General features: G+C 56.4%; 15 protein-coding genes. 6 read left to right on the top strand and 9 right to left on the bottom strand.

Annotated elements, in window-relative coordinates; all coding sequences use genetic code 11:
* Nucleotides 1-8 precede the first annotated feature (8 nt).
* Nucleotides 9-1,112 carry a type I restriction endonuclease gene (locus PSRA_RS08270; RefSeq protein WP_094661428.1) on the top strand — a complete coding sequence of 368 codons (1,104 nt, stop codon included), beginning with the start codon at nucleotides 9-11 and terminating at the stop codon, nucleotides 1,110-1,112.
* A gap of 109 nt (nucleotides 1,113-1,221) precedes the next feature.
* Here PSRA_RS08270 and PSRA_RS08265 read toward each other — a convergent pair whose 3' ends face one another.
* From PSRA_RS08265 to PSRA_RS08245, 5 genes are all read right to left on the bottom strand, one after another.
* Nucleotides 1,222-2,022, bottom strand: coding sequence for an amino acid ABC transporter ATP-binding protein (locus PSRA_RS08265; protein WP_211280517.1), 801 nt, complete (start codon nucleotides 2,020-2,022; stop codon nucleotides 1,222-1,224).
* Nucleotides 2,023-2,070: 48 nt separating this feature from the next.
* The gene (locus PSRA_RS08260) at nucleotides 2,071-2,586 is read right to left on the bottom strand and encodes an L-2-amino-thiazoline-4-carboxylic acid hydrolase (RefSeq protein WP_094661426.1); all 516 of its coding nucleotides are present in this window, start codon (nucleotides 2,584-2,586) and stop codon (nucleotides 2,071-2,073) included.
* A 21-nt stretch (nucleotides 2,587-2,607) separates the two neighbouring features.
* A complete protein-coding gene (locus PSRA_RS08255; protein ID WP_094661425.1) occupies nucleotides 2,608-3,345 on the bottom strand; it encodes an amino acid ABC transporter permease in 738 nt (245 codons plus the stop codon).
* A complete protein-coding gene (locus PSRA_RS08250) occupies nucleotides 3,342-4,040 on the bottom strand; it encodes an amino acid ABC transporter permease (RefSeq protein ID WP_094661424.1) in 699 nt (232 codons plus the stop codon). The genes PSRA_RS08255 and PSRA_RS08250 overlap by 4 nt, the downstream gene beginning before the upstream one ends.
* A gap of 66 nt (nucleotides 4,041-4,106) precedes the next feature.
* Nucleotides 4,107-4,967 carry a transporter substrate-binding domain-containing protein gene (locus PSRA_RS08245; protein ID WP_245834957.1) on the bottom strand — a complete coding sequence of 287 codons (861 nt, stop codon included), beginning with the start codon at nucleotides 4,965-4,967 and terminating at the stop codon, nucleotides 4,107-4,109.
* 356 nt (nucleotides 4,968-5,323) lie between these two features.
* Between PSRA_RS08245 and PSRA_RS08240 the strand changes: the two genes are divergently transcribed.
* The 4 genes from PSRA_RS08240 to PSRA_RS08225 are packed head-to-tail and all read left to right on the top strand — an operon-like array spanning nucleotide 5,324 to nucleotide 12,553.
* Nucleotides 5,324-8,542 carry a type I restriction endonuclease subunit R gene (locus tag PSRA_RS08240; RefSeq protein WP_211280516.1) on the top strand — a complete coding sequence of 1,073 codons (3,219 nt, stop codon included), beginning with the start codon at nucleotides 5,324-5,326 and terminating at the stop codon, nucleotides 8,540-8,542.
* Nucleotides 8,543-8,589: 47 nt separating this feature from the next.
* Nucleotides 8,590-10,329, top strand: coding sequence for a type I restriction-modification system subunit M (locus PSRA_RS08235; protein ID WP_094661422.1), 1,740 nt, complete (start codon nucleotides 8,590-8,592; stop codon nucleotides 10,327-10,329).
* Entirely contained in the window at nucleotides 10,326-11,324 is a 999-nt protein-coding gene (locus PSRA_RS08230) for a restriction endonuclease (protein ID WP_094661421.1), read from the top strand. Before PSRA_RS08235 ends, PSRA_RS08230 begins: the two co-directional genes overlap by 4 nt.
* Before the next feature lie 44 nt (nucleotides 11,325-11,368).
* On the top strand, nucleotides 11,369-12,553 hold the full coding sequence (locus PSRA_RS08225) for a restriction endonuclease subunit S (RefSeq protein ID WP_158216375.1): 1,185 nt from the start codon (nucleotides 11,369-11,371) through the stop codon (nucleotides 12,551-12,553).
* A 47-nt stretch (nucleotides 12,554-12,600) separates the two neighbouring features.
* Here the strand turns inward: PSRA_RS08225 and PSRA_RS08220 are convergent, their stop codons facing one another.
* A complete protein-coding gene (locus tag PSRA_RS08220; protein ID WP_094661419.1) occupies nucleotides 12,601-13,521 on the bottom strand; it encodes a site-specific integrase in 921 nt (306 codons plus the stop codon).
* 75 nt (nucleotides 13,522-13,596) lie between these two features.
* Nucleotides 13,597-14,850, bottom strand: coding sequence for a restriction endonuclease subunit S (locus tag PSRA_RS08215; protein WP_094661418.1), 1,254 nt, complete (start codon nucleotides 14,848-14,850; stop codon nucleotides 13,597-13,599).
* A 274-nt stretch (nucleotides 14,851-15,124) separates the two neighbouring features.
* On the opposite strand from PSRA_RS08215, the gene PSRA_RS08210 reads away from it, so the two are divergent.
* Nucleotides 15,125-16,210, top strand: a complete 1,086-nt coding sequence (locus tag PSRA_RS08210) for a restriction endonuclease subunit S (RefSeq protein ID WP_143516431.1) — start codon at nucleotides 15,125-15,127, stop codon at nucleotides 16,208-16,210.
* Nucleotides 16,211-16,269: 59 nt separating this feature from the next.
* Here the strand turns inward: PSRA_RS08210 and PSRA_RS08205 are convergent, their stop codons facing one another.
* Nucleotides 16,270-17,418, bottom strand: coding sequence for a restriction endonuclease subunit S (locus tag PSRA_RS08205; RefSeq protein WP_094661416.1), 1,149 nt, complete (start codon nucleotides 17,416-17,418; stop codon nucleotides 16,270-16,272).
* A gap of 274 nt (nucleotides 17,419-17,692) precedes the next feature.
* Nucleotides 17,693-18,037, bottom strand: coding sequence for a hypothetical protein (locus PSRA_RS08200; RefSeq protein WP_094661415.1), 345 nt, complete (start codon nucleotides 18,035-18,037; stop codon nucleotides 17,693-17,695).
* Between the last annotated feature and the right edge of the window lie 173 nt (nucleotides 18,038-18,210).

Below are 18,210 nucleotides of genomic sequence, written 5' to 3'. Positions count from 1 at the left end.
AAGAACCAATGGAATTCGCCGAAAGCTTGGGGCAACTCGCCGCCAAGGTCCACGATCTGAAGGACGGCATCGAGACGGAAGAGGCCACGAAGAACGCCTTCATCATGCCGTTTATCGGACAGGTGCTTGGCTACGACGTCTTCAATCCGAACGAGGTCATCCCCGAGTTCACCGCCGACGTCGGCGTGAAAAAGGGCGAGAAGATCGACTATGCCCTGGTGCAGGACGGCCAGGTTCAGATCCTCATCGAATGCAAGAAGATCGGGCAGCCGCTGAGCCTCGAGAATGCCAGCCAGCTCTACCGCTATTTCGCCTGCACGAAGGCACGCATCGGCGTGCTCACGAACGGTCAGGTGTGGAACTTCTACATGGACATCGACGAGCCCAACAAGATGGATTCCAAGCCCTTCCTCGTCCTGGATCTGCTCGACATCGATGACACGGTGCTCCCCGCCCTTCAGAAGCTGACGAAGCCAGCCTTCGACCTCGACTCCATCGCCAGCAGCGCGGAGGAGCTGAAGTATGTGGGTGCGCTCAAGCGTGCGGTTGCCGCGGAGTTCGCCGAGCCGACCGACGATTTCGTCAAGCTGCTGGCGGGTCACGTCTACGATGGCTCCTTCTATGCGTCGGTCATGGACAAGTTCCGCCCGCTCGTGGCCAAGGCGATTAAGCAGTTCCTCTCCGACCAGGTCAATGACAGGCTCAAGACGGCACTTGGCGCTGATGACATCCGCATCGTGAGCGATTCCGATGCCGAAGGCGAAAACCCCACGGACTCGGACGATGCCGATACCGAGAACGAAACCGACGACGGCATCGTCACCACCGAGGAGGAGATCGCAGCCTACCGCATCGTCAAGGCCATCGCATGCAGCGACGTCGATCCCGCTCGCATCACGATGCGAGATGCGAAATCGTATTGCTCCATCTTCCTTGACGATAACAACCGCAAGCCCGTCTGCCGACTGTTCTTCAACACCCGCCAGAAATACCTCGGGCTCTTTGACGAGAACAAGAACTGCACGCGCGAGCCGATTGAGAATCTCAACGACATCTACCGGTTCGCCGACCCGATTCGCGACGAAGTTCGCCGCCTCGTGGCGAAGGACTGAGGTGACAAACCGACAGGCCCCATCATAAACGACCAGCCTAGATGAATGAAGTCTCGCGACAATCACCGCCGTGGCGGGAACCTCGCGAGACTTCATTTGGTTTTCATCTTCACTCGAATTCCCCCGGTGCAAGAGAATTGAGAAACTCCTGCAGCCTTTCCGTCTGGGGATGGTCAATCACCTGCTGGGGTGCCCCCTGCTCCACGATTTTCCCGCCGTCCATGAAGATAACCGAGTCTGACACCGCGCGGGCGAATCGAATCTCATGCGTCACCACGATCATCGTCACGCCACGCGCCGCGATATCCTTCATTGTCTTCAGAACCTCATTGACGCGTTCCGGATCCAGCGCGGACGTCGGTTCATCGAACAGAATCACCGAGGGGTTCAGCGCGAGCGCCCGTGCGATGGAGACACGTTGCTGCTGCCCTCCCGAGAGGTTGTTGGGGTATCTGTCTTCGAATCCCGCCATGCCCACTGCCTCGAGCGCATTCCTAGCGATCTCTTCCGCCTCTTTGCCATTCTTGCGCTGGACCACGGTGAGGCCTTCGGTCACGTTGCGCAGCACCGTCTTGTTCTTGAACAGGTTGTAGTGCTGGAACACCATGGCTGTGTGCCTGCGCTGCGCGAGAGCATCACGGAACCGCGGCTTGCCCTTCCCGTAATCAAGCGAGACGCCACCGACCGATATCACACCCGAGTCGGGCCGTTCAAGCGCGTTGATGCAGCGGAGCATCGTGGTCTTGCCTGAGCCGGAAGGTCCCAGGATGCTGAGAACCTGCCCTTGTGACACATCGAAGGACACGTCTTTGATGACTTCCACGTTCCCGAAGGATTTTTTCAGCCCGTTGACGGATACCACGGGGGCATCCGCTGGCGTTGTTCCGGCTGCCGCGCTCAACTCTGTCATAATGGCCTGCCTTTTGTTCGATTGATGGTTTGTGGCGTCGAAGCCGCTTCAGATGTTCACGGCGGCACCCTTGCGGATGAAATGCAGACGGCAGCGGGGTTCGCCGTCGGCGATGGTGCGTTCCAGACGGAACTCCAGCTGGGGGAAGGATTTTGCGAATTCGTGGTCCCCCGCCATGGCAATCTCGCACAGTCGTGCGATTTGATCCGGCGTCTTGCCCTGGCGGACCCATGCGGTGACGTACGGGCAGTAGTGGAAGTCGATGATGAGCTCGTCATCGGTTTTCTTCACGGTCTCCATCTCGTAGATCTGACGGTTGTGGTCGGTGCCGAACAGATCGGTGAATTCCTTGAACGACGTCGGGTCGTGCATCGTCTTGCGGAATTCCTTGGCGTTGTCTGCGCCGTAGTCGGCGATGGCATCGTATGCGAACTGGTCGTCGAGACCATGCTTGGCCGCCTCGTCGACCATGCGGGAGATGGTGGTGGCGCGCCTTTCGGAGATTTCGCGCGCCGCGTCAACAGTTGCGCCTCGAAGGGTCGGGATGTTGTTTTCGTATGCCATGATGGCCTCCTTATTACAAAATTACGAACGATTGCTGTGTTGCAACGCGCCGCCGCTGGGCGATGCAAGGTAACGCCCCGCCGAACGGTAGAGTCTGCCCGACGCCCATTCGATGCACGCGCACACGATCCAGTAGATGACGGCTGCATCAATGTAGGCTTCGAGGAATTGGTAGCCGTCCGAGGCGCTGAGTCGCGCCGTCGTGAGCATCTCCGTGACATTCACGATGGACGCGAGGCTTGTGCCCTTGAGCAGCCAGATGAAGTAATTCGTCATGTTCGGCAGGGAGATGACGGCAATCTGGGGAGCCACGATCCGGCGCAGCGCCTGGAAGCGCGTCATTCCGCAGGCGTACGCGGATTCCCATTGGCCTTTGTCGACCGCGCGGGCGGAGGATATGACCACGTCCGTGATGTATGCGCCGAAATTCAAGGCCAGCGCCAGAACCGCCGCTCCGAAATACGGCAGGTGACGCGGATCGTACGCACGGCCGGTGAGCCCGTCGAACCACTTGACCACATACGGAACCGCGTAATAGCAGAACAGCAGCTGCACGACGAGCGGAATACCTTTGATGAAGGTATTGATGACGAGCGTGACCTTGTCGAGCACCGGAATCTTCGCCAGCTGCGCTCCTCCGCAAATCAGAGCGAAAACCAACGCCCACAGCATGGAATCCAGCGACAACAGCAACGTACTAGGCAAGGCAGCGAAAACCGTCGGAAAGTCGGACAGCATGAAATCGGTGTCGAGGTTCATCGTGCAGCCTCCTCATAGCGCGAGATGCGGCGCGTCGCAAGATTGAACACGACCTCGAGCACGGCGCACATCACGAAATACACCACGGCGGCCGTTCCGAGAATCCACAGCTGCCCCACTCCGGACCTCAGGGAGATCATGCGATTGGCATAGCCCATGATCTCGACCGCACCGATTGTGTACGCCACCGATGTGTCCTTGAGCATGTCGATCTCAAGGTTTTTGATGTTGAGCAAAGCAACCTTGAGGGTCTGCGGTGCGATGACATGGATAAAGTTCTGCGCCCGGTTGAATCCGATGCTCAGCCCCGCCTCCACTTGGCCACGGTCGAGCGCCAGGTAGCCCCCGCGCAGGGTCTCCGCCATGAAGCATGACAGGTTCAGTGTGGTGGCGATGATGAAGTACACGCCTGCGGTCCAGTCGCTCACGTCATAGCCGATCGCCCAGATGAGCTTGGGCAAGCCGAAGAACACGATGTAAATCTGCACGATTCCGGGCGTGCCGCGGAAGAAAGAGATGCTGACTGTGCAAATCCAGTACAGGGGATTGCGCCGGCTCGACACCCGCGCCCAGCACAACAAGGCGCCGAGAAATAACGCGAGTACCGACGGAAGGAACCAGTACAGCAGTGTCTGCGGAATATGCGCCACGATGCCCGGGAATACCTTCGCCACTATCTGCGAGGGAGTTTCCATGTTCACCTCCTGTCAGTCTGACGAAGGCGCGGGCGGTGTATGCGCTCGTCCGCGCCTTCATCCGTTTCAGGACAGCAATCCCAGCTTCTTCGCAATCTGGTAGTTGTCTTGGTTGAACCATTTGTTGCTCAGGTCGGAGAACGTGCCATCCGAGATCAGAGCGTTGATCTGTGTATCGATGTCGTTCTTGAGGTTCGTCTGGTTGTCCTTGTTGTACAGGATGACGGTACCGGCGCCATCGACCACGTCGGTGACCTTCATCTCATACCCCAGCGAGTCCTTGACACCGTCGTACTGGTCCTTCGACAGATACACGGCCGCATACGTGCCGTCATGCACGGAGTTGATCATGTCCGGGAACGTCTCCTGATTGGAGACGGTGGGAACGTCGATCTTCACATCCGGGTGGCGCTGAAGCCAGTTCTGGAGCGCCACATAGCGCCCGTCGGTGGGCACGATGGGGGCGATGGTCTTGCCATTGAGGTCTTCGAGGGAGTTGATGGAGCTGTCTTGAGGAACGATGAGGTTCATGAAGTAGTAGTTGTAAGGCGTGGACAGCTGGTATTCCTCCGCGCGGGCCGGTGTTTCGAAGAAAGCTCCGATGAGCGCGTCATACTTGCCCTGCTTGACGCCGACGAGTGCGGTGTCATAATCCTGCACCTGGTAGGTGAAGGTGTAGTTGTCGAGCTTGTCATCGATGGCCTTGAGCACATCGAGGTCAAAACCGGCGGGATCGCCGTTCTCGTCCGCATACGAATACGGCTTGTCATTGCTTTCAAGCACGAAGTTGATGGTGGTCACGCCATTGTTGGACGATGCGGCGGACTGGGAATCGGACACCTTGGTGCAACCGGCGAACGCAAAAGCGCTGACACCGACGAGGATTGCGGCTGCGGCGGTGGAGACGGCCTTATGGTAGAAGCTCACTATCCATCCTTCTCTCGAATCTGTTCTGGAGGCTCCTCAAGAAGGCATGGCGGGAAGACAACATGACGATAACCCGGCCACGCTCGAAGCACAATGGAGCAGCTGGCCTTGCCGCCTTTCGGGGAACCGTCAATGAATGTACCCGCGCCGCATTCAAAGAAACGCGCACTCGTTCTCCAAGTATCTTCGATGAAGCCATCAGACTTTCCGATAACAAATTTCGCCGATGATGGCTTATAAGTGGGGCTTATGGGGTTACGGATTGCTGCATCCAAGCCATCGCCGTATTACACTATTCATGAGACTGTCGCTTGAAGTGCGCGACAATGGCGTCAACGAAGCGAAGAAGGGATTCAATGAAGACGAAGATGGAATTCATCGAGAAGCCGCAGGCGGAACTCGCCTTCGAGGATGAGCTCATCGATTACTTGCAGCATCTCGGTGGCACGAAGCAGTGGGAATACCGACCGGAAATCAAGACGATTCCGCAACTGTGGGATAACTTCCGCACAATCCTCGAGCGCAACAACGCGGACAAACTGCAGGGCAAGCCGCTGAGCGACCAGGAATTCGCGCAGGTTCAAAAGGAGATCTGCGCCCTTACCTCCCCGTTCAAGGCTGGGCAGTGGATCTACGGAGTCAACGGCGTGACCCAGGTGCAGATTCAACGTGACGATTCCAACGGCGGAGCACCCACATACCTCACCGTCTTCGACCAGGACCAGGTAGGCGCAGGTAACACCACGTATCAAATCGTCAACCAAATCAAGCGCGAGCACGTCCAGGCCGGCGCGCCCAACTGCCGTTTCGACACCACTCTCCTCATCAACGGCCTGCCGATCATCCAGATCGAGGAGAAGGCTTCGAGCCATGACCCCAAGGAAGCCATGAACCAGATGCAGCAGTACGCCAGCTGGGACATGTACGGCGATATCTTCTCCACCTTGCAGATTCTCGTCGAAATGACACCCACCGACGTCCACTACATGGCGAACACCGATGCCGACTCCTTCAACAACGCGTTCGCGTTCCGCTGGCAGCATGAGAAAGACAGCTCCCCTGTCTACGATTGGAAGGAGTTCTGCAATCTGTTCCTGTCCATCCCCCAGGCTCACCGGATGGCCACGAACTATATGATTCTCGACAATTCCCCCAAGCACAACAAGCTCATCGTCATGCGCCCCTACCAGGTGTATGCCGCGAAGCGTGTTCTGGAGAAGCTTCGAAACCACACCTTCGGTACCGACGCACAGGAAGTGGGCTATGTGTGGCACACCACCGGCTCAGGCAAAACCATCAGCAGCTTCAAGACAGCATGGCTCGCAGCGCGCCTGCCCAACGTCGACAAGGTCGTGTTCGTCGTGGACCGCAGGGCGCTGACGAAGCAGACCTTCGAGGACTACCAGGCCTACGACCCCGATTATGACCCGGAATCCACCTCCGACAAGAAGGCCGGTATCATCACAGACACCGCCAATGTGCGCGATCTCAAGCGCAAGCTGTCGAGCACCTCCACCAAGGACTCGATTATCGTCACGTCCATCCAGAAGCTCGCGAAGCTCTCCTCGAGCGCATCATTCCCCCGTCAAGACAAGAAGAACACTGTGTTCATCGTCGACGAGGCGCACCGCTCCACGAACGGCGAGATGATCCGCGTGATCAAGAACAAGTTCCCCCGTTCCGCATGGGTCGGCTACACAGGAACCCCTGCCTTCGAGGGAGACCTGACCTACAAGGCGTTCGGCCCGCTCATCCACGCATACACCATTCGCGAAGCCATCGCAGACAAGAACGTGCTGGGCTTTAAGGTGGACTTCGAACATACGCTTCCCGACGATGAGATTCGCGAGAAGGTGCTCCCCGCCATTCTCGCCGAGCACAATCCGAACCTCAGCGAAGGCGAGATCGATGATCAAATCGCCCGCATGTCCAGCGACGAAGCCGAACGCCTCGTCGATTCGGGCGTCTATGACTCGAATCCGCACCATATCGAGAAGGTGGTGGAAGACATCGTCACCAAGTGGCGCAACCGTTCGAAAGAGTTCCGCTACAACGCCATCCTCACCACCCACGTGCGCGGGGGTGGATCCTCGATCCCGATGGCGCTCGCATACTACGAGGAGTTCAAGAAGGCAAACGCCAAGCTGGTCGAAGAAGGCAAGCAACCGATCAAGGTCGCGGTGACGTTCTCGTGGTCCACTGACAATGGCGATAATCAGTATGCGAACAACCTTGGGCTGCGTACCGCAATTAAGGACTACGACCAGACCTTCGGCACCAGCTGGTGCCAGGACGACCTCAACGTCGATGGCTATTTCAACGATGTGATGGAAAGGCTCGCCGACAAGCAGCGTGAGGGTGAGAAACTCGACCTCGCCATCGTGGTGGATCAGCTTCTGACGGGATACGATGCCCCCAAGCTCAACACCCTGTACGTCGACCGAGTTCTCGCCGGCGCGAACCTCATCCAGGCATATTCGCGCACGAACCGCGTGGAGGATTCAGAGGCCAAGCCCTTCGGCCGCATCGTCAACTACCGCTACCCCACCATCTCCAAGAAGCTGATGGACGAGGCCATCAGCAAGTATGCGAATCGTGATTCCGCCAACGTCCAGGAAAAGCTGCCGATTGATCCCGACGACCTGTCTTCGGTTCTCGCGGAGCCGTATGATGAGGCCGTCGAGAAGACGAAGAAGATCGTTGACGAGATCCGCGAGCTGACGGATGGCTTTGCCCGCACGCCGCAGAGCGAAGAAACACAAGCCCACATCCACCAGCTTGTCCAGGAGCTCAATGACAACGTGGGCAGGCTCAAGCAGTACGACGAATTCGACTACGACAATCCGGACAAGTTGTATGACGACCTTGGCATCAACCAGAAGGAATACGAGTGGAGCGTCACAACGCTTTACATCGATACCACGCCGGCCGATCCCGCCAATCCGGTTAACCCCGCAGACCCTGAAGACAAACCGCTGCTCGACATGGACTCGCTTCACTTCAGGGTCGAGCACATCTCCGATGTACGAGTGAACTTCGACTACATCGCGAAACTCCTCGCCGACCTCATCAACGCCGTTCACGAGGGTTCCGACGACGTGGAGAAAAAGTACACTGTGCTCAAAGACCATGCCAACGCCATGGAAAACCGCAAGCAGGCCAGCCGGATCATCCGAACGGCGGATGCCGCGAAGAGCCGCGAGCTCGAAGAGACGCAGAATCTCACCTACCCCGTCAAGCCGGAACACGTCCTCAACATCGTGGACAAGTACACCGAGGCAAGCCAGCGCCGCCAGATTCTTAATTTCAGAAAGAAGTGGGGTCTGCTTGAAGTGACTACTGCGCGAGAGCTCATCGAGAAAATCATCAGGCGCCATACCAAGGGAGCGTCCGACCTTAACCAGGGAAGCGAATTCGAGCGTCTGTACAAGGGCGCGATCATGAGCGACGGAGTGGCCTGCTACTACCAGAGCGACGCCGAGGATCCCGAGATCCGCGAGATGTCCCGACTGCAGTACCGCAACAAACTGCACGAAGCTCTCCAGAACTTCGCCGACCAGATGACCAAGTACTGACCGCCGGCCAATAACCGCAAGAGCACTCATTAAGAACAGGAACAGACATGACAGAGCAGAACGAACCCGAACATATCTCCGACGAGCAGCGCGCGAAGAACCTCACGTCACAGCTGTGGGCGATGGCGAACGCACTGCGTGGAAAGATGGATGCCAGCGAGTTCCGCGACTACATTCTCGGCTTCATCTTCTACCGCTATCTCTCCGCCAAGCAGGAGCGTTTCCTGAAGAATTCAGGGCTCCTGACCGTGGAGGACGACGAAGACATCAATGACGCCTATGCGCGCGACGTCGAGCAGGAGGGGCTGGATGAATGGCACCAGGCCCTTTCCGAGGAACTCGGCTACGCCATCGATCCGGAAGACACGTGGGCGACTCTCGTCCGCAAGGTCAAGGACCAGCAGGTGCGCCCCGAGGACTTCGGCAACATCTTCGACCACTTCAAGCAGAACGCACAGCTCAATGCCGACGCCAGCCGCGACTTCCGTGACGTGTTTGACGACATCAACCTCATGAACTCGTCTCTGGGCAACTCAACCGCTGCGCGCACGAAGGCGCTGGCGGACCTGGTGGAACGCATCGACGAGGTGAACTTCCTGGATGAATCCGGGCACGACATCCTGGGCAACGTCTACGAGTACCTCATCGCACAGTTCGCCGGCAACAGCGGCAAAAAGGCAGGCGAGTTCTACACCCCGCACGAAGTGTCGCGTGTGCTGGCCGGTCTCGTCACCTATGTGCCGGAGGATTCGAGCGACACGGAGAAGGCTGCGGTGCATGCTCCCGGCGTGGATTTTGACGTCTATGACCCCACGTGCGGATCGGGGTCGCTCCTGCTCACGGTGCAGGGCGAGCTGAGGAAGGCGAACAACGGTGAGCTGCCCGCCGACAAGCATGTGCATTTCTACGGACAGGAACTCAACCGCACCACATACAACCTCGCGCGCATGAACCTCATGATGCACGACGTGGACTACCAGTGGATGGATCTGCGCAACGCCGACACCCTCGAGCAGGATTGGCCGGACGGCATCGACAGCAATGGAATCGACCATCCGCGCTCCTTCGATGCGGTGGTGGCTAACCCGCCGTATTCGCAGCATTGGGACAACGCGGAATCCAAGCTGAAGGATCCCCGTTTCAAGGACTTCGGCAAGCTCGCACCCAAGTCCAAGGCCGACTACGCCTTCGTGGAACATTGCCTCTACCATCTCAAGCCCACCGGGCGCATGGCCATTGTGCTCCCCCACGGCGTGCTGTTCCGCGGCGCCGCCGAAGGCACCATCCGCCGCGCCATCATCGACAAGAACTACCTCGATGCCGTGATCGGCATGCCGAGCAACCTGTTCTACTCCACGTCGATTCCGACCGTCGTGCTGGTATTCCGCAAAGACAGGACGACGAACGACATCCTCTTCATCGACGCCTCCCAAAATTTCGAGAAGGGCAAGAACCAGAACCGCCTGCGCGACGAAGACATCCAGAAGGTCATCGACACCTATGCCGCCCGCAAAGACGTGGACAAGTACGCTCATGTGGCGACGCTTGAAGAAATCAAGGAGAACGACTACAACCTGAACATCCCCCGTTACGTTGATACTTTCGAAGAAGAAGCGCCCATCGATCTCGACGAAGTCAACCGCGAGCTCGAGAGCAATGCCAAGGAGATGGAACGCCTCCAGAAGGAGCTCCAGGCCATGATCGACCAACTCGTGCCCACGTCAGCGATGAACAGCGATGGGTCGAAGCAGGCCGGCAAGGAAGCAACATCGGAGGCGCAGGAATGACCGAATTCCATGATTTGCCACAAGACGAGCAACGCCGACTGATTTACCCGGAAATCATCCGCGTCGTTCGTCTGCTGGGCGGACGCGCAACGCGTGCCCAGATTCGTGAGGAATTGAAGAATTCCTCACGCGTCATTGATGTAGAGACGATCACTGCGGAGAAGGACTCCCCGAACCGGCCCGGCGAGACGTTCCGCCCCTTCGACTTCCCCTTCTACATGAGTATCAAGGATCTGGTCTTCACTGGGTACCTGTCTGACGAAGACAGGCATACGGTTGCCCTGACGGATAAGGGCCGTGAAGTGGACATGAATTCATGGGATCTCACGAAGGAAGTGTTCAAGCCAGCTCGCGCGGAGTGGAACCGCCGTGCGAAACGCAACAAGCAATTGCGTGAAGCCAACTCGGAGAATTCCGTGCAACCTGTCGAGACAGAAGCACCTGTGCCTACCGTGGAACAGGCGGAAGACACGGGTGACGCCATCGAACAAACTGAGATGTCGCTTCCCGAATCCGAAGACCCTGAAACCGAGTTCCAATCTAGGCTGCACAACGCGCTCATGGGCCTGACGCCGATACGGTTTGAGGAATTCGCCCGCGAGCTGGTGAAGGAAATGGGCGTCACCATTGACCCTGATCTCGGTATCAAAGCAACGGGTGATGGCGGAATCGACGGCTTCGGCTACGTGACTGGCGACGATTTTCGGACCACTCGCGTTGCCATCCAGGCGAAGCGTTGGCAGGGAACGGTGTCCAGCCCGGAGATTGACCGATTCCGTGGCGCAATGGACAAGTTCAACGCCGAATACGGTATCTTCATCACCACGTCCGACTTTTCGCAAGACGCCGTCCGCGCATCTCGCTCCTACACACGGATGGTCACGCTGATCAATGGCACGAAAATCGCCGAACTCGTCAGGCGCTACCATCTGCACACCCAGGAAGTCACGGCATGGGTGCTTGATGACGATTTCTTCCATCCCGACCGGGTTTAGCACACCCAAGAATGTGCATTGATTTTCACGAACACGAGGTAATAATGGCCAAGAAGAACAGCAAGAAAACGGTGCCAGAACTGCGTTTCCGCGGCTTCACTGACCCTTGGGAGCAGCGACAGTTGGGGGAGGTGGTCGTTCGGCGATCAGCGCAGGCAATTTCCACGGAGGATATGCCATCTGTTGAATATGAAGATGTGGAAGCTGGTAGAGGTGCTCTTGCAAGGGACTTCACCTCCAAAGAAGGGAAGAGAGGTATTTGTTTCGAACCTGGTGACGTTCTGTACGGGAAGCTGCGCCCGTATCTTGGCAATCGGCTGAAGCCTGGTTTTCGTGGCGTTGCCGTTGGTGATTGGTGGGTTCTTGCACCTTCGAGTGTTGCCAGCTCTTTCTTGTTCTCCCTCATTCAGAGCCCCAGGTTTATTACGATTGCCAACCAGTCCTCCGGTTCCAAAATGCCCCGTGCGGATTGGGAATTGGTCGGTTCCGCTGCCTTCGGAATTCCGTCTCTCCCCGAGCAACGCCGCATCGGCGTCTTCTTCTCGACCCTCGACAGCCTTATCGCCGCCGCCGAGCGACAGGAGACCCTCCTCAAGCAGAAGAAACAAGCCTACCTGCAGCTCATGTTCCCGCGCGAGGGTGAAACACAGCCACGGCTGAGGTTCAGTGGATTCAGCGAAGACTGGGAGCAGCGACGGTCTTCGGAACAGTTTGTCCCTGTCAAGGAGAATGGCCATTCTGATCTCCCGGTATTGTCGGCGACGCAAAGCGAAGGCATGGTTTACCGAGACGACCAAAGCAGAGACATTAAATTCAAAACGGATAACCTGAGTTCGTACAAGCTGGTCCGAGCTGGAGATTTCGTCATCAGCCTCAGGTCATTCCAAGGCGGATTCGAACTGTCCGACAAGACTGGGATCGTCAGCCCCGCATACACGGTGTTTACCCATGCGGAATGCTCCAGCCAGGACAATGCTTATTGGAAGCAGTACTTCAAGAGAAAGTCCTTCATAGAATCACTCAAGACTGTGACTTTCGGCATCAGGGACGGCAAAACGATCAGTTTTTCTGACTTCTCCTCGCTCAAATGCATCTTCCCCTCCTTGCCCGAGCAGCGCCGCATCGGCGAGTTCTTCACCACCCTCGACAACCTTATCGCCGCCACCGAGGAGCGGACAAGAGCTTTGAAAGAGATGAAGTCCGCGTACCTGCAACGCATGTTCGTATGATGGTTTGCCCCGCGGCGCGGGGCAAACCATAGCCCGAGTCTCAGCGTTTACAGCGTGCTGAGGAACTGCATCACCTTGTCGTTGTCCTGCGACTCAAGTTCCTTGATGATGTGCAGGTACGTGGTTTGTGTCGTCGTCATGTTCGAATGCCCCAGCCGCTTGGCGACCGATGCGACGGAAACCCCGGCGTAGAGCAGCAGCGAGGCGTGCGTGTGACGCAACCCGTGCACGGAAATCACAGGAATGTTGTTCTTCTTGCACAGGACTGCAAGTCGGTCGTTGATGGTTGCGTTGAAGACCCGCTCGCCTTCCGCAATGAACAGGGGCGATTCCCGGTCCCGCCCTTCGCACAGCTGCTTCATCTGCATGCACAGCATCCAGTCGAGCCGCACGAGCCGGTTGCTCGATGCGTTCTTGGTCGGGGCGAAACCACCGTCTGGGCTTTTGTAGTTCCATGTCTTCGACACCCGCAGCGTCTGGTGATGGAAGTCGAAGTCAGCGGGTGTCACACCCAACGCCTCAGCGAAACGCAGTCCTGTCTTTGCAATCAGCATGAGCATCGAATCCGTCGGATGATCCGTATCCACGGTAAGATCCGCAAGAAGCGTCGCCAGTTCATGCTGGTTGAGGAACTTGGGTTTGCGCTCAGCTTTGTCCTTTCCTTTGATGACTGCCTTGCGGGTCGGGTCTCGCCTTATGACGCCGTCCTCCACAGCATCTAGGACTGCAGCGCGCACCTGATGATGAAAGTCCATTACCGTCTGCCGCTCGTGGTCGGCGGCGTACTGGTTCAGGATGCGCTGGTACTCGAGACGGGTCAAGTCGGCGAGCGTCGTCTCCGGCGCCAGCAATTCCAACTGACGCTGGGTCATGAGGTATTTACGCAAAGTGACTTGCGTGACAGCGCCCTTCTTATACGTGTTCACCCATTCCGAGAAGAAACGCGACAGGAGTTGGTTTCGGTACATAGTTCAATCCTTTCCGGCCCGCGGTATGTTGCTAAGTTCAGCGCAGACCGAAAAGGAACGATAGATGTCGGACGTTCACGCGAACATTCGCTGCAAATAAGAGCCTTTCAACTCTCGGAGATGCTTAGTTCGCTCCTCGGCGGCGGCGATAAGAGATTCGAGGGTGGAGAAGAATTTGCCGATATGGCGCTGCTCGGGGAGAGAGGGAACTCGGATTCTTTCCGTAAAGAAATCATCGAGGACAAGTTCGTTCATCATGGTGCCGCGCTTTGTACTGCGAACAAGAATGCGCTTCATCACGTTCTCGTCGTGCAGATAGCACGACCAGAAATCCAGATCGCACGATTGCCGCCACCGGGCAGTCGGTCTAATCGCTGTAAAGCGAGGCGACATTATCCCATCTCCGATGGTGTTCACAACGAACCTGCCGAACGCAAATTCATTCGATGTATGTCCCTCGAAGGCTGCATCGCCGATACGAAGAACCTTATACGTTGTCAGGGATTCCTCCGCCGCTCCGTTACCAAAAGCGTTGAAAGTCATGGAAGAGACGGAGAGAGTCTTTCCTGCATCAAACTGATTCCCGTTACGCTCGGTGTTCTTCTCATAGAGCTTGCCTAGTTGCAATGACTCCCATTCACCGCTGAACCCATTGAACCTCAGCCGGGGCCGGGTTTCTCCTTCCTGTGGGAACATGAGCTGCAGGTAGGCTTGTTTCTTCTGCCGGAGGAGGGCCTCCTGTCGCTCGGCGGCGGCGATAAGGCTGTCGAGAGTGGAGAAGAACTCGCCGATGCGGCGCTGTTCGGCGAGTGAGGGGATTCGTAGCGGAGCTTTCGCCAAAGAACTGCCGCTGATTTCAATGAAGGTGGAGCCCGCAGCATGCTTCTTGGCATAACGGGAGATGTATGGCCCTAGGGCATACAGGAAATTCGAATCCACGTTATTGCTCGGCACAAGTGACTGGAACCCCTGGTTCGTTGCAGAAGGGCGGCTTATGAATGCCATTAGGCCGATGCTGGCTCGCGAGGTGAAGAGAATGCTTCCTGCGGGAAGTAGACGGGCGGACGAATGTACCAGACCTTCAAGGGTGATCTTCCTCGCTGACGTCTCGACTGACCTTCTCTCGCCGATTTCGCTGGGTGTATACCAATCGATGTCGCCATCCCAGTAATCGGCATTTGACGAATCAGGCGTACCACCGCCGACAATCTGCACCACCTCCCCCAACTGTCGCTGCTCCCAAGGATGAGAATCCGTTCCAAGCTCTCCCGTTTGACAGGAAATTTGAGAAATGTTTGTGCTGTATCGATTGGTTTGAGTTGCTACCACGGTGCATCACTATGAGTAGCACGCTGCAGAGAATAATGTCAGGCCACACGATTGGAAAACGAGTTTGCACCATGTCGAGCATTGCTGAGTGGTGAACATACAATGACTATCTCCACTGGCTGCTGCAGGCATTTCTGCCTCCTCTTCTGCCTGCCGCCACGCCTGGGAGCAGCGACAGTTGGGAGAGTCTTTCAACATACTTCGAAATAACACGCTTCCCCGAGCTAATTTGCACAATGATTGCTATGGAATTCTAGACATCCACTACGGTGATGTGCTTATTCGTTATGGAGCGGTTATCGATGTTTCTGAATTACAAGGACCATCGATTCATATCGACGACAACTGCTTCTTGGGTGACCGTCTGGCAGATGGAGACATCGTCATGGCAGACACCGCTGAAGACACCACTGCTGGGAAATGCGTTGAAATTCAACACTTGATGAATCATGAAGTCGTCGCCGGTTTACATACCTTTCCGCTACGCCCGATTGTGCCAAAGAGCTGTGGCTACTGGGGTCAGTATCTTAACTCGCTCAGATTCCGCAATCAGCTGTTCCCTTTGATGCAGGGAACAAAAGTAATTTCGCTATCTCGTGCGGCGGTGAGCTCCGTAGCTGTGCACTACCCCTCGCAACCCGAGCAACGCCTCATCGGACAGTTCTTCAAAACCCTCGACTCCCTTATCGCCGCCGCCGAGCGACAGGAGGGCCTCCTCAAGCAGAAGAAACAAGCCTGTCTCCAGCTCATGTTCCCCCAGGAAGGCAAGACCGAACCGCGTTTGAGGTTCAGCGCTTTCAACGATACATGGAAGCGCATAGCGCTGGCATCGGTACTGAAAATCAATGAGGAGCGCAACAATACTTCCGAATTCGGCTTCGACAGAACTATCTCAGTGTCAACGATGCATTTCAAACCCGAAGGCAATGGCGCAGCCCATGCTTCCCTCGAGACATACCGGGTACTGCGAGTAGGCGATGTCGCATTCGAGGGGAACCGCCATAAGGAATACCCGTATGGGCACGTGGTGATTAACGATATAGGTGATGGGCTGATGTCATCGCGGTTCCGTAGTTTCCGGCCAACACGTCCGATCTGCGTTCCTTTCTGGAAATACCTGCTCCAAAATCGCTATATAATGACGCCTTTGCTGTTGCGCTCAACGATGAGAGGGACTCTCATGAACGAACTCGTGGTCGACGATTTCCTTAGGCAACGGATTCCGATGCCATCTCTCCACGAGCAATTGAAAATTGGTGATTTCTTCGAAAAGTTGGATCGTTTGGTAGAAAATGCCGAAGGCAGAATCGTGCAACTTCGAAAGATGAAATCCTCTTATTTGCAGAAGTTGTTCATATAAAGTCAGGAGCCGCTTGTGGTCTGAGAAGGCATAGCCTTCTCAGACCACAAGCGGCTCAATCATACGAACATTCTTTGCAGATATGCGGCTTTTGCCATTTGCAAGGATTCAATCTGTTGCTCGACTGCGGAAATGATTTTGTCAAAGGTTGAGAAAAACTGTCCTATCAGTCGTTGCTCGGGGAGTTTGGGGATACGCAAAGGGGCTTTCGCCAGAGAGCTTCCACTGATTTCAATGAACGTAGACCCCGCGGCATGCTTCTTGGCATAACGGGAGATGCGCGGACCCAAAGCATACAGAAAATCAGGATCAACCTCACCGTTCGGAATCAGCGATTGGAATCCTTGATTCGTGGCAGAGGGATGGGATATGAACGCCATCAGACCAATACTGGCTCGTGAGGTAAAAAGAATACTTCCTGCGGGAAGCAATCGAGCAGACGAATGGTTCAGACCTTCACGGGTTATCTTCCTCGTCGACGCCTGGGCAATCCTGCTCTCACCGATTTCACTTGGGATATACCAATCGATGTCACCATCCCAATAATCGGCATTTGAAGAATCGGGTGTGCCACCGCCAACGATCTCCGCCACCTCACCCAGCTGTCGTTGCTGCCATTGTCCGTTGAATCCGCTGAACCTCAGTCGCGGCTGTGCTTCTCCTTCCTGTGGGAACATGAGCTGCAGGTAGGCTTGTTTCTTCTGCTTGAGGAGGCCCTCCTGTCGCTCGGCGGCGGCGATAAGGGAATCAAGGGTTGAGAAGAACCGACCGATCTTTTGCTGTTCGGATAAAGAGGGTACAGCGAAGACCTCCTTGAGGAAGTCGGAGACGACGATTTCATGCATCATCGTCGACCGCTTCGTGCTCCGGGCGAGGATCCGCTTCATGAGGAACTCATCATGTATCGCCTCTTTCCAGAAAGCGAGATCATACCTACGCCCTGGAAGAGGCCTGAGCACCACGAAGACATGGGAAACGATGCCGTCGCCTAAGTCATTCTCGACGAACCTGCCGAAAGCGAATTCATTCGATGTATGCCCTTCGAAAGCGATGTCCCCGACCCTCATCACGTTGTACGTCCGCATGTAATCGTCGGTGGAGTTGGAGGATTCACGGGACGCGTACCGCATTCCCGCCACCGAGATGATGTCCCTGACTGAGAAAGCACCATTGTTCTTCTCTCGCGACGGGGCATACAACTCACCCAACTGTCGCTGCTCCCAGGCGACACATACCCCTTCGTCAACCCCTCAGATCACCCCGCCTCATGCTCACGTCTCTCCCGTCAACCCGTGGCGCGACGCTCGGTCATCCATGTTGTGCAGATCGAGACCGGTTATGTCTTCGAAATGGTGGTAGCGTTCGAGCATCTTGTGACATCGATAGAAGCACGCAACGACGGTTTCGGAGATGCCTCCGCACCTGAGAAAAGCCGTCGCACCTCGTACGCCCTCGCTCCACACAACGCCCGCTCCCCTGCGCCTACTCGCCCCCGGAGAGATTCTTCCGCATCTGATGGTATGCACCGTGCTCGCGCAGGTAATCGCGCAGGTACGGGAGTTTGAAATCCACATAGCCATACGACGATTGGTAGATGATGTCCTCCTTGATGAGCTGCGTGCGGTACACGTTGGCGTATCCCAGGTCGCGTTCCAGTCTTTTCGCGATGTCGCCGGTAGCCGAGGGGCCGTCATCCTGGGCCATGGCCAGCAGGTAGTCCCTGCCCATGGCGCTCAAGCCGTCCAGCGCAGGGCCATGCACCATGTCTCCGAGTTTGATCTTCGCCTGCTTGTCGCCATCGGCCACGTCCAGGCCGGGAATGGTCACCCGATCCCGACACCCATTCAGCATGCGAATGCTCAGCAGTCTACATCAAAGTTATAAAGGATATAAAAGATATAAAAAGTTATAAAACGGCTTCTTTCCAAGCTTTTCGGAGCGTTACCTTGCATCGTTGCGCAGGGATTACACATGAAACGGGGCAGGGTCGAAACCCTGCC

Origin of the sequence: Pseudoscardovia radai (assembly GCF_002259605.1) — a bacterium.
GTDB lineage: Bacteria > Actinomycetota > Actinomycetes > Actinomycetales > Bifidobacteriaceae > Pseudoscardovia > Pseudoscardovia radai.
The sequence above is the reverse complement of the archived record's forward strand: the minus strand, read 5'-3'. Positions and strand labels throughout refer to the sequence as shown.

Excerpts from the sequence above, each read along its gene's own strand:
- PSRA_RS08270 (WP_094661428.1), top strand. The coding sequence starts at position 9 with ATGGAATTCGCCGAAAGCTTGGGGCAACTCGCCGCCAAGGTCCACGAT.
- PSRA_RS08265 (WP_211280517.1), bottom strand. The coding sequence starts at position 2,022 with ATGACAGAGTTGAGCGCGGCAGCCGGAACAACGCCAGCGGATGCCCCC.
- PSRA_RS08260 (WP_094661426.1), bottom strand. The coding sequence starts at position 2,586 with ATGGCATACGAAAACAACATCCCGACCCTTCGAGGCGCAACTGTTGAC.
- PSRA_RS08255 (WP_094661425.1), bottom strand. The coding sequence starts at position 3,345 with ATGAACCTCGACACCGATTTCATGCTGTCCGACTTTCCGACGGTTTTC.
- PSRA_RS08250 (WP_094661424.1), bottom strand. The coding sequence starts at position 4,040 with ATGGAAACTCCCTCGCAGATAGTGGCGAAGGTATTCCCGGGCATCGTG.
- PSRA_RS08240 (WP_211280516.1), top strand. The coding sequence starts at position 5,324 with ATGAAGACGAAGATGGAATTCATCGAGAAGCCGCAGGCGGAACTCGCC.
- PSRA_RS08235 (WP_094661422.1), top strand. The coding sequence starts at position 8,590 with ATGACAGAGCAGAACGAACCCGAACATATCTCCGACGAGCAGCGCGCG.
- PSRA_RS08230 (WP_094661421.1), top strand. The coding sequence starts at position 10,326 with ATGACCGAATTCCATGATTTGCCACAAGACGAGCAACGCCGACTGATT.
- PSRA_RS08225 (WP_158216375.1), top strand. The coding sequence starts at position 11,369 with ATGGCCAAGAAGAACAGCAAGAAAACGGTGCCAGAACTGCGTTTCCGC.
- PSRA_RS08220 (WP_094661419.1), bottom strand. The coding sequence starts at position 13,521 with ATGTACCGAAACCAACTCCTGTCGCGTTTCTTCTCGGAATGGGTGAAC.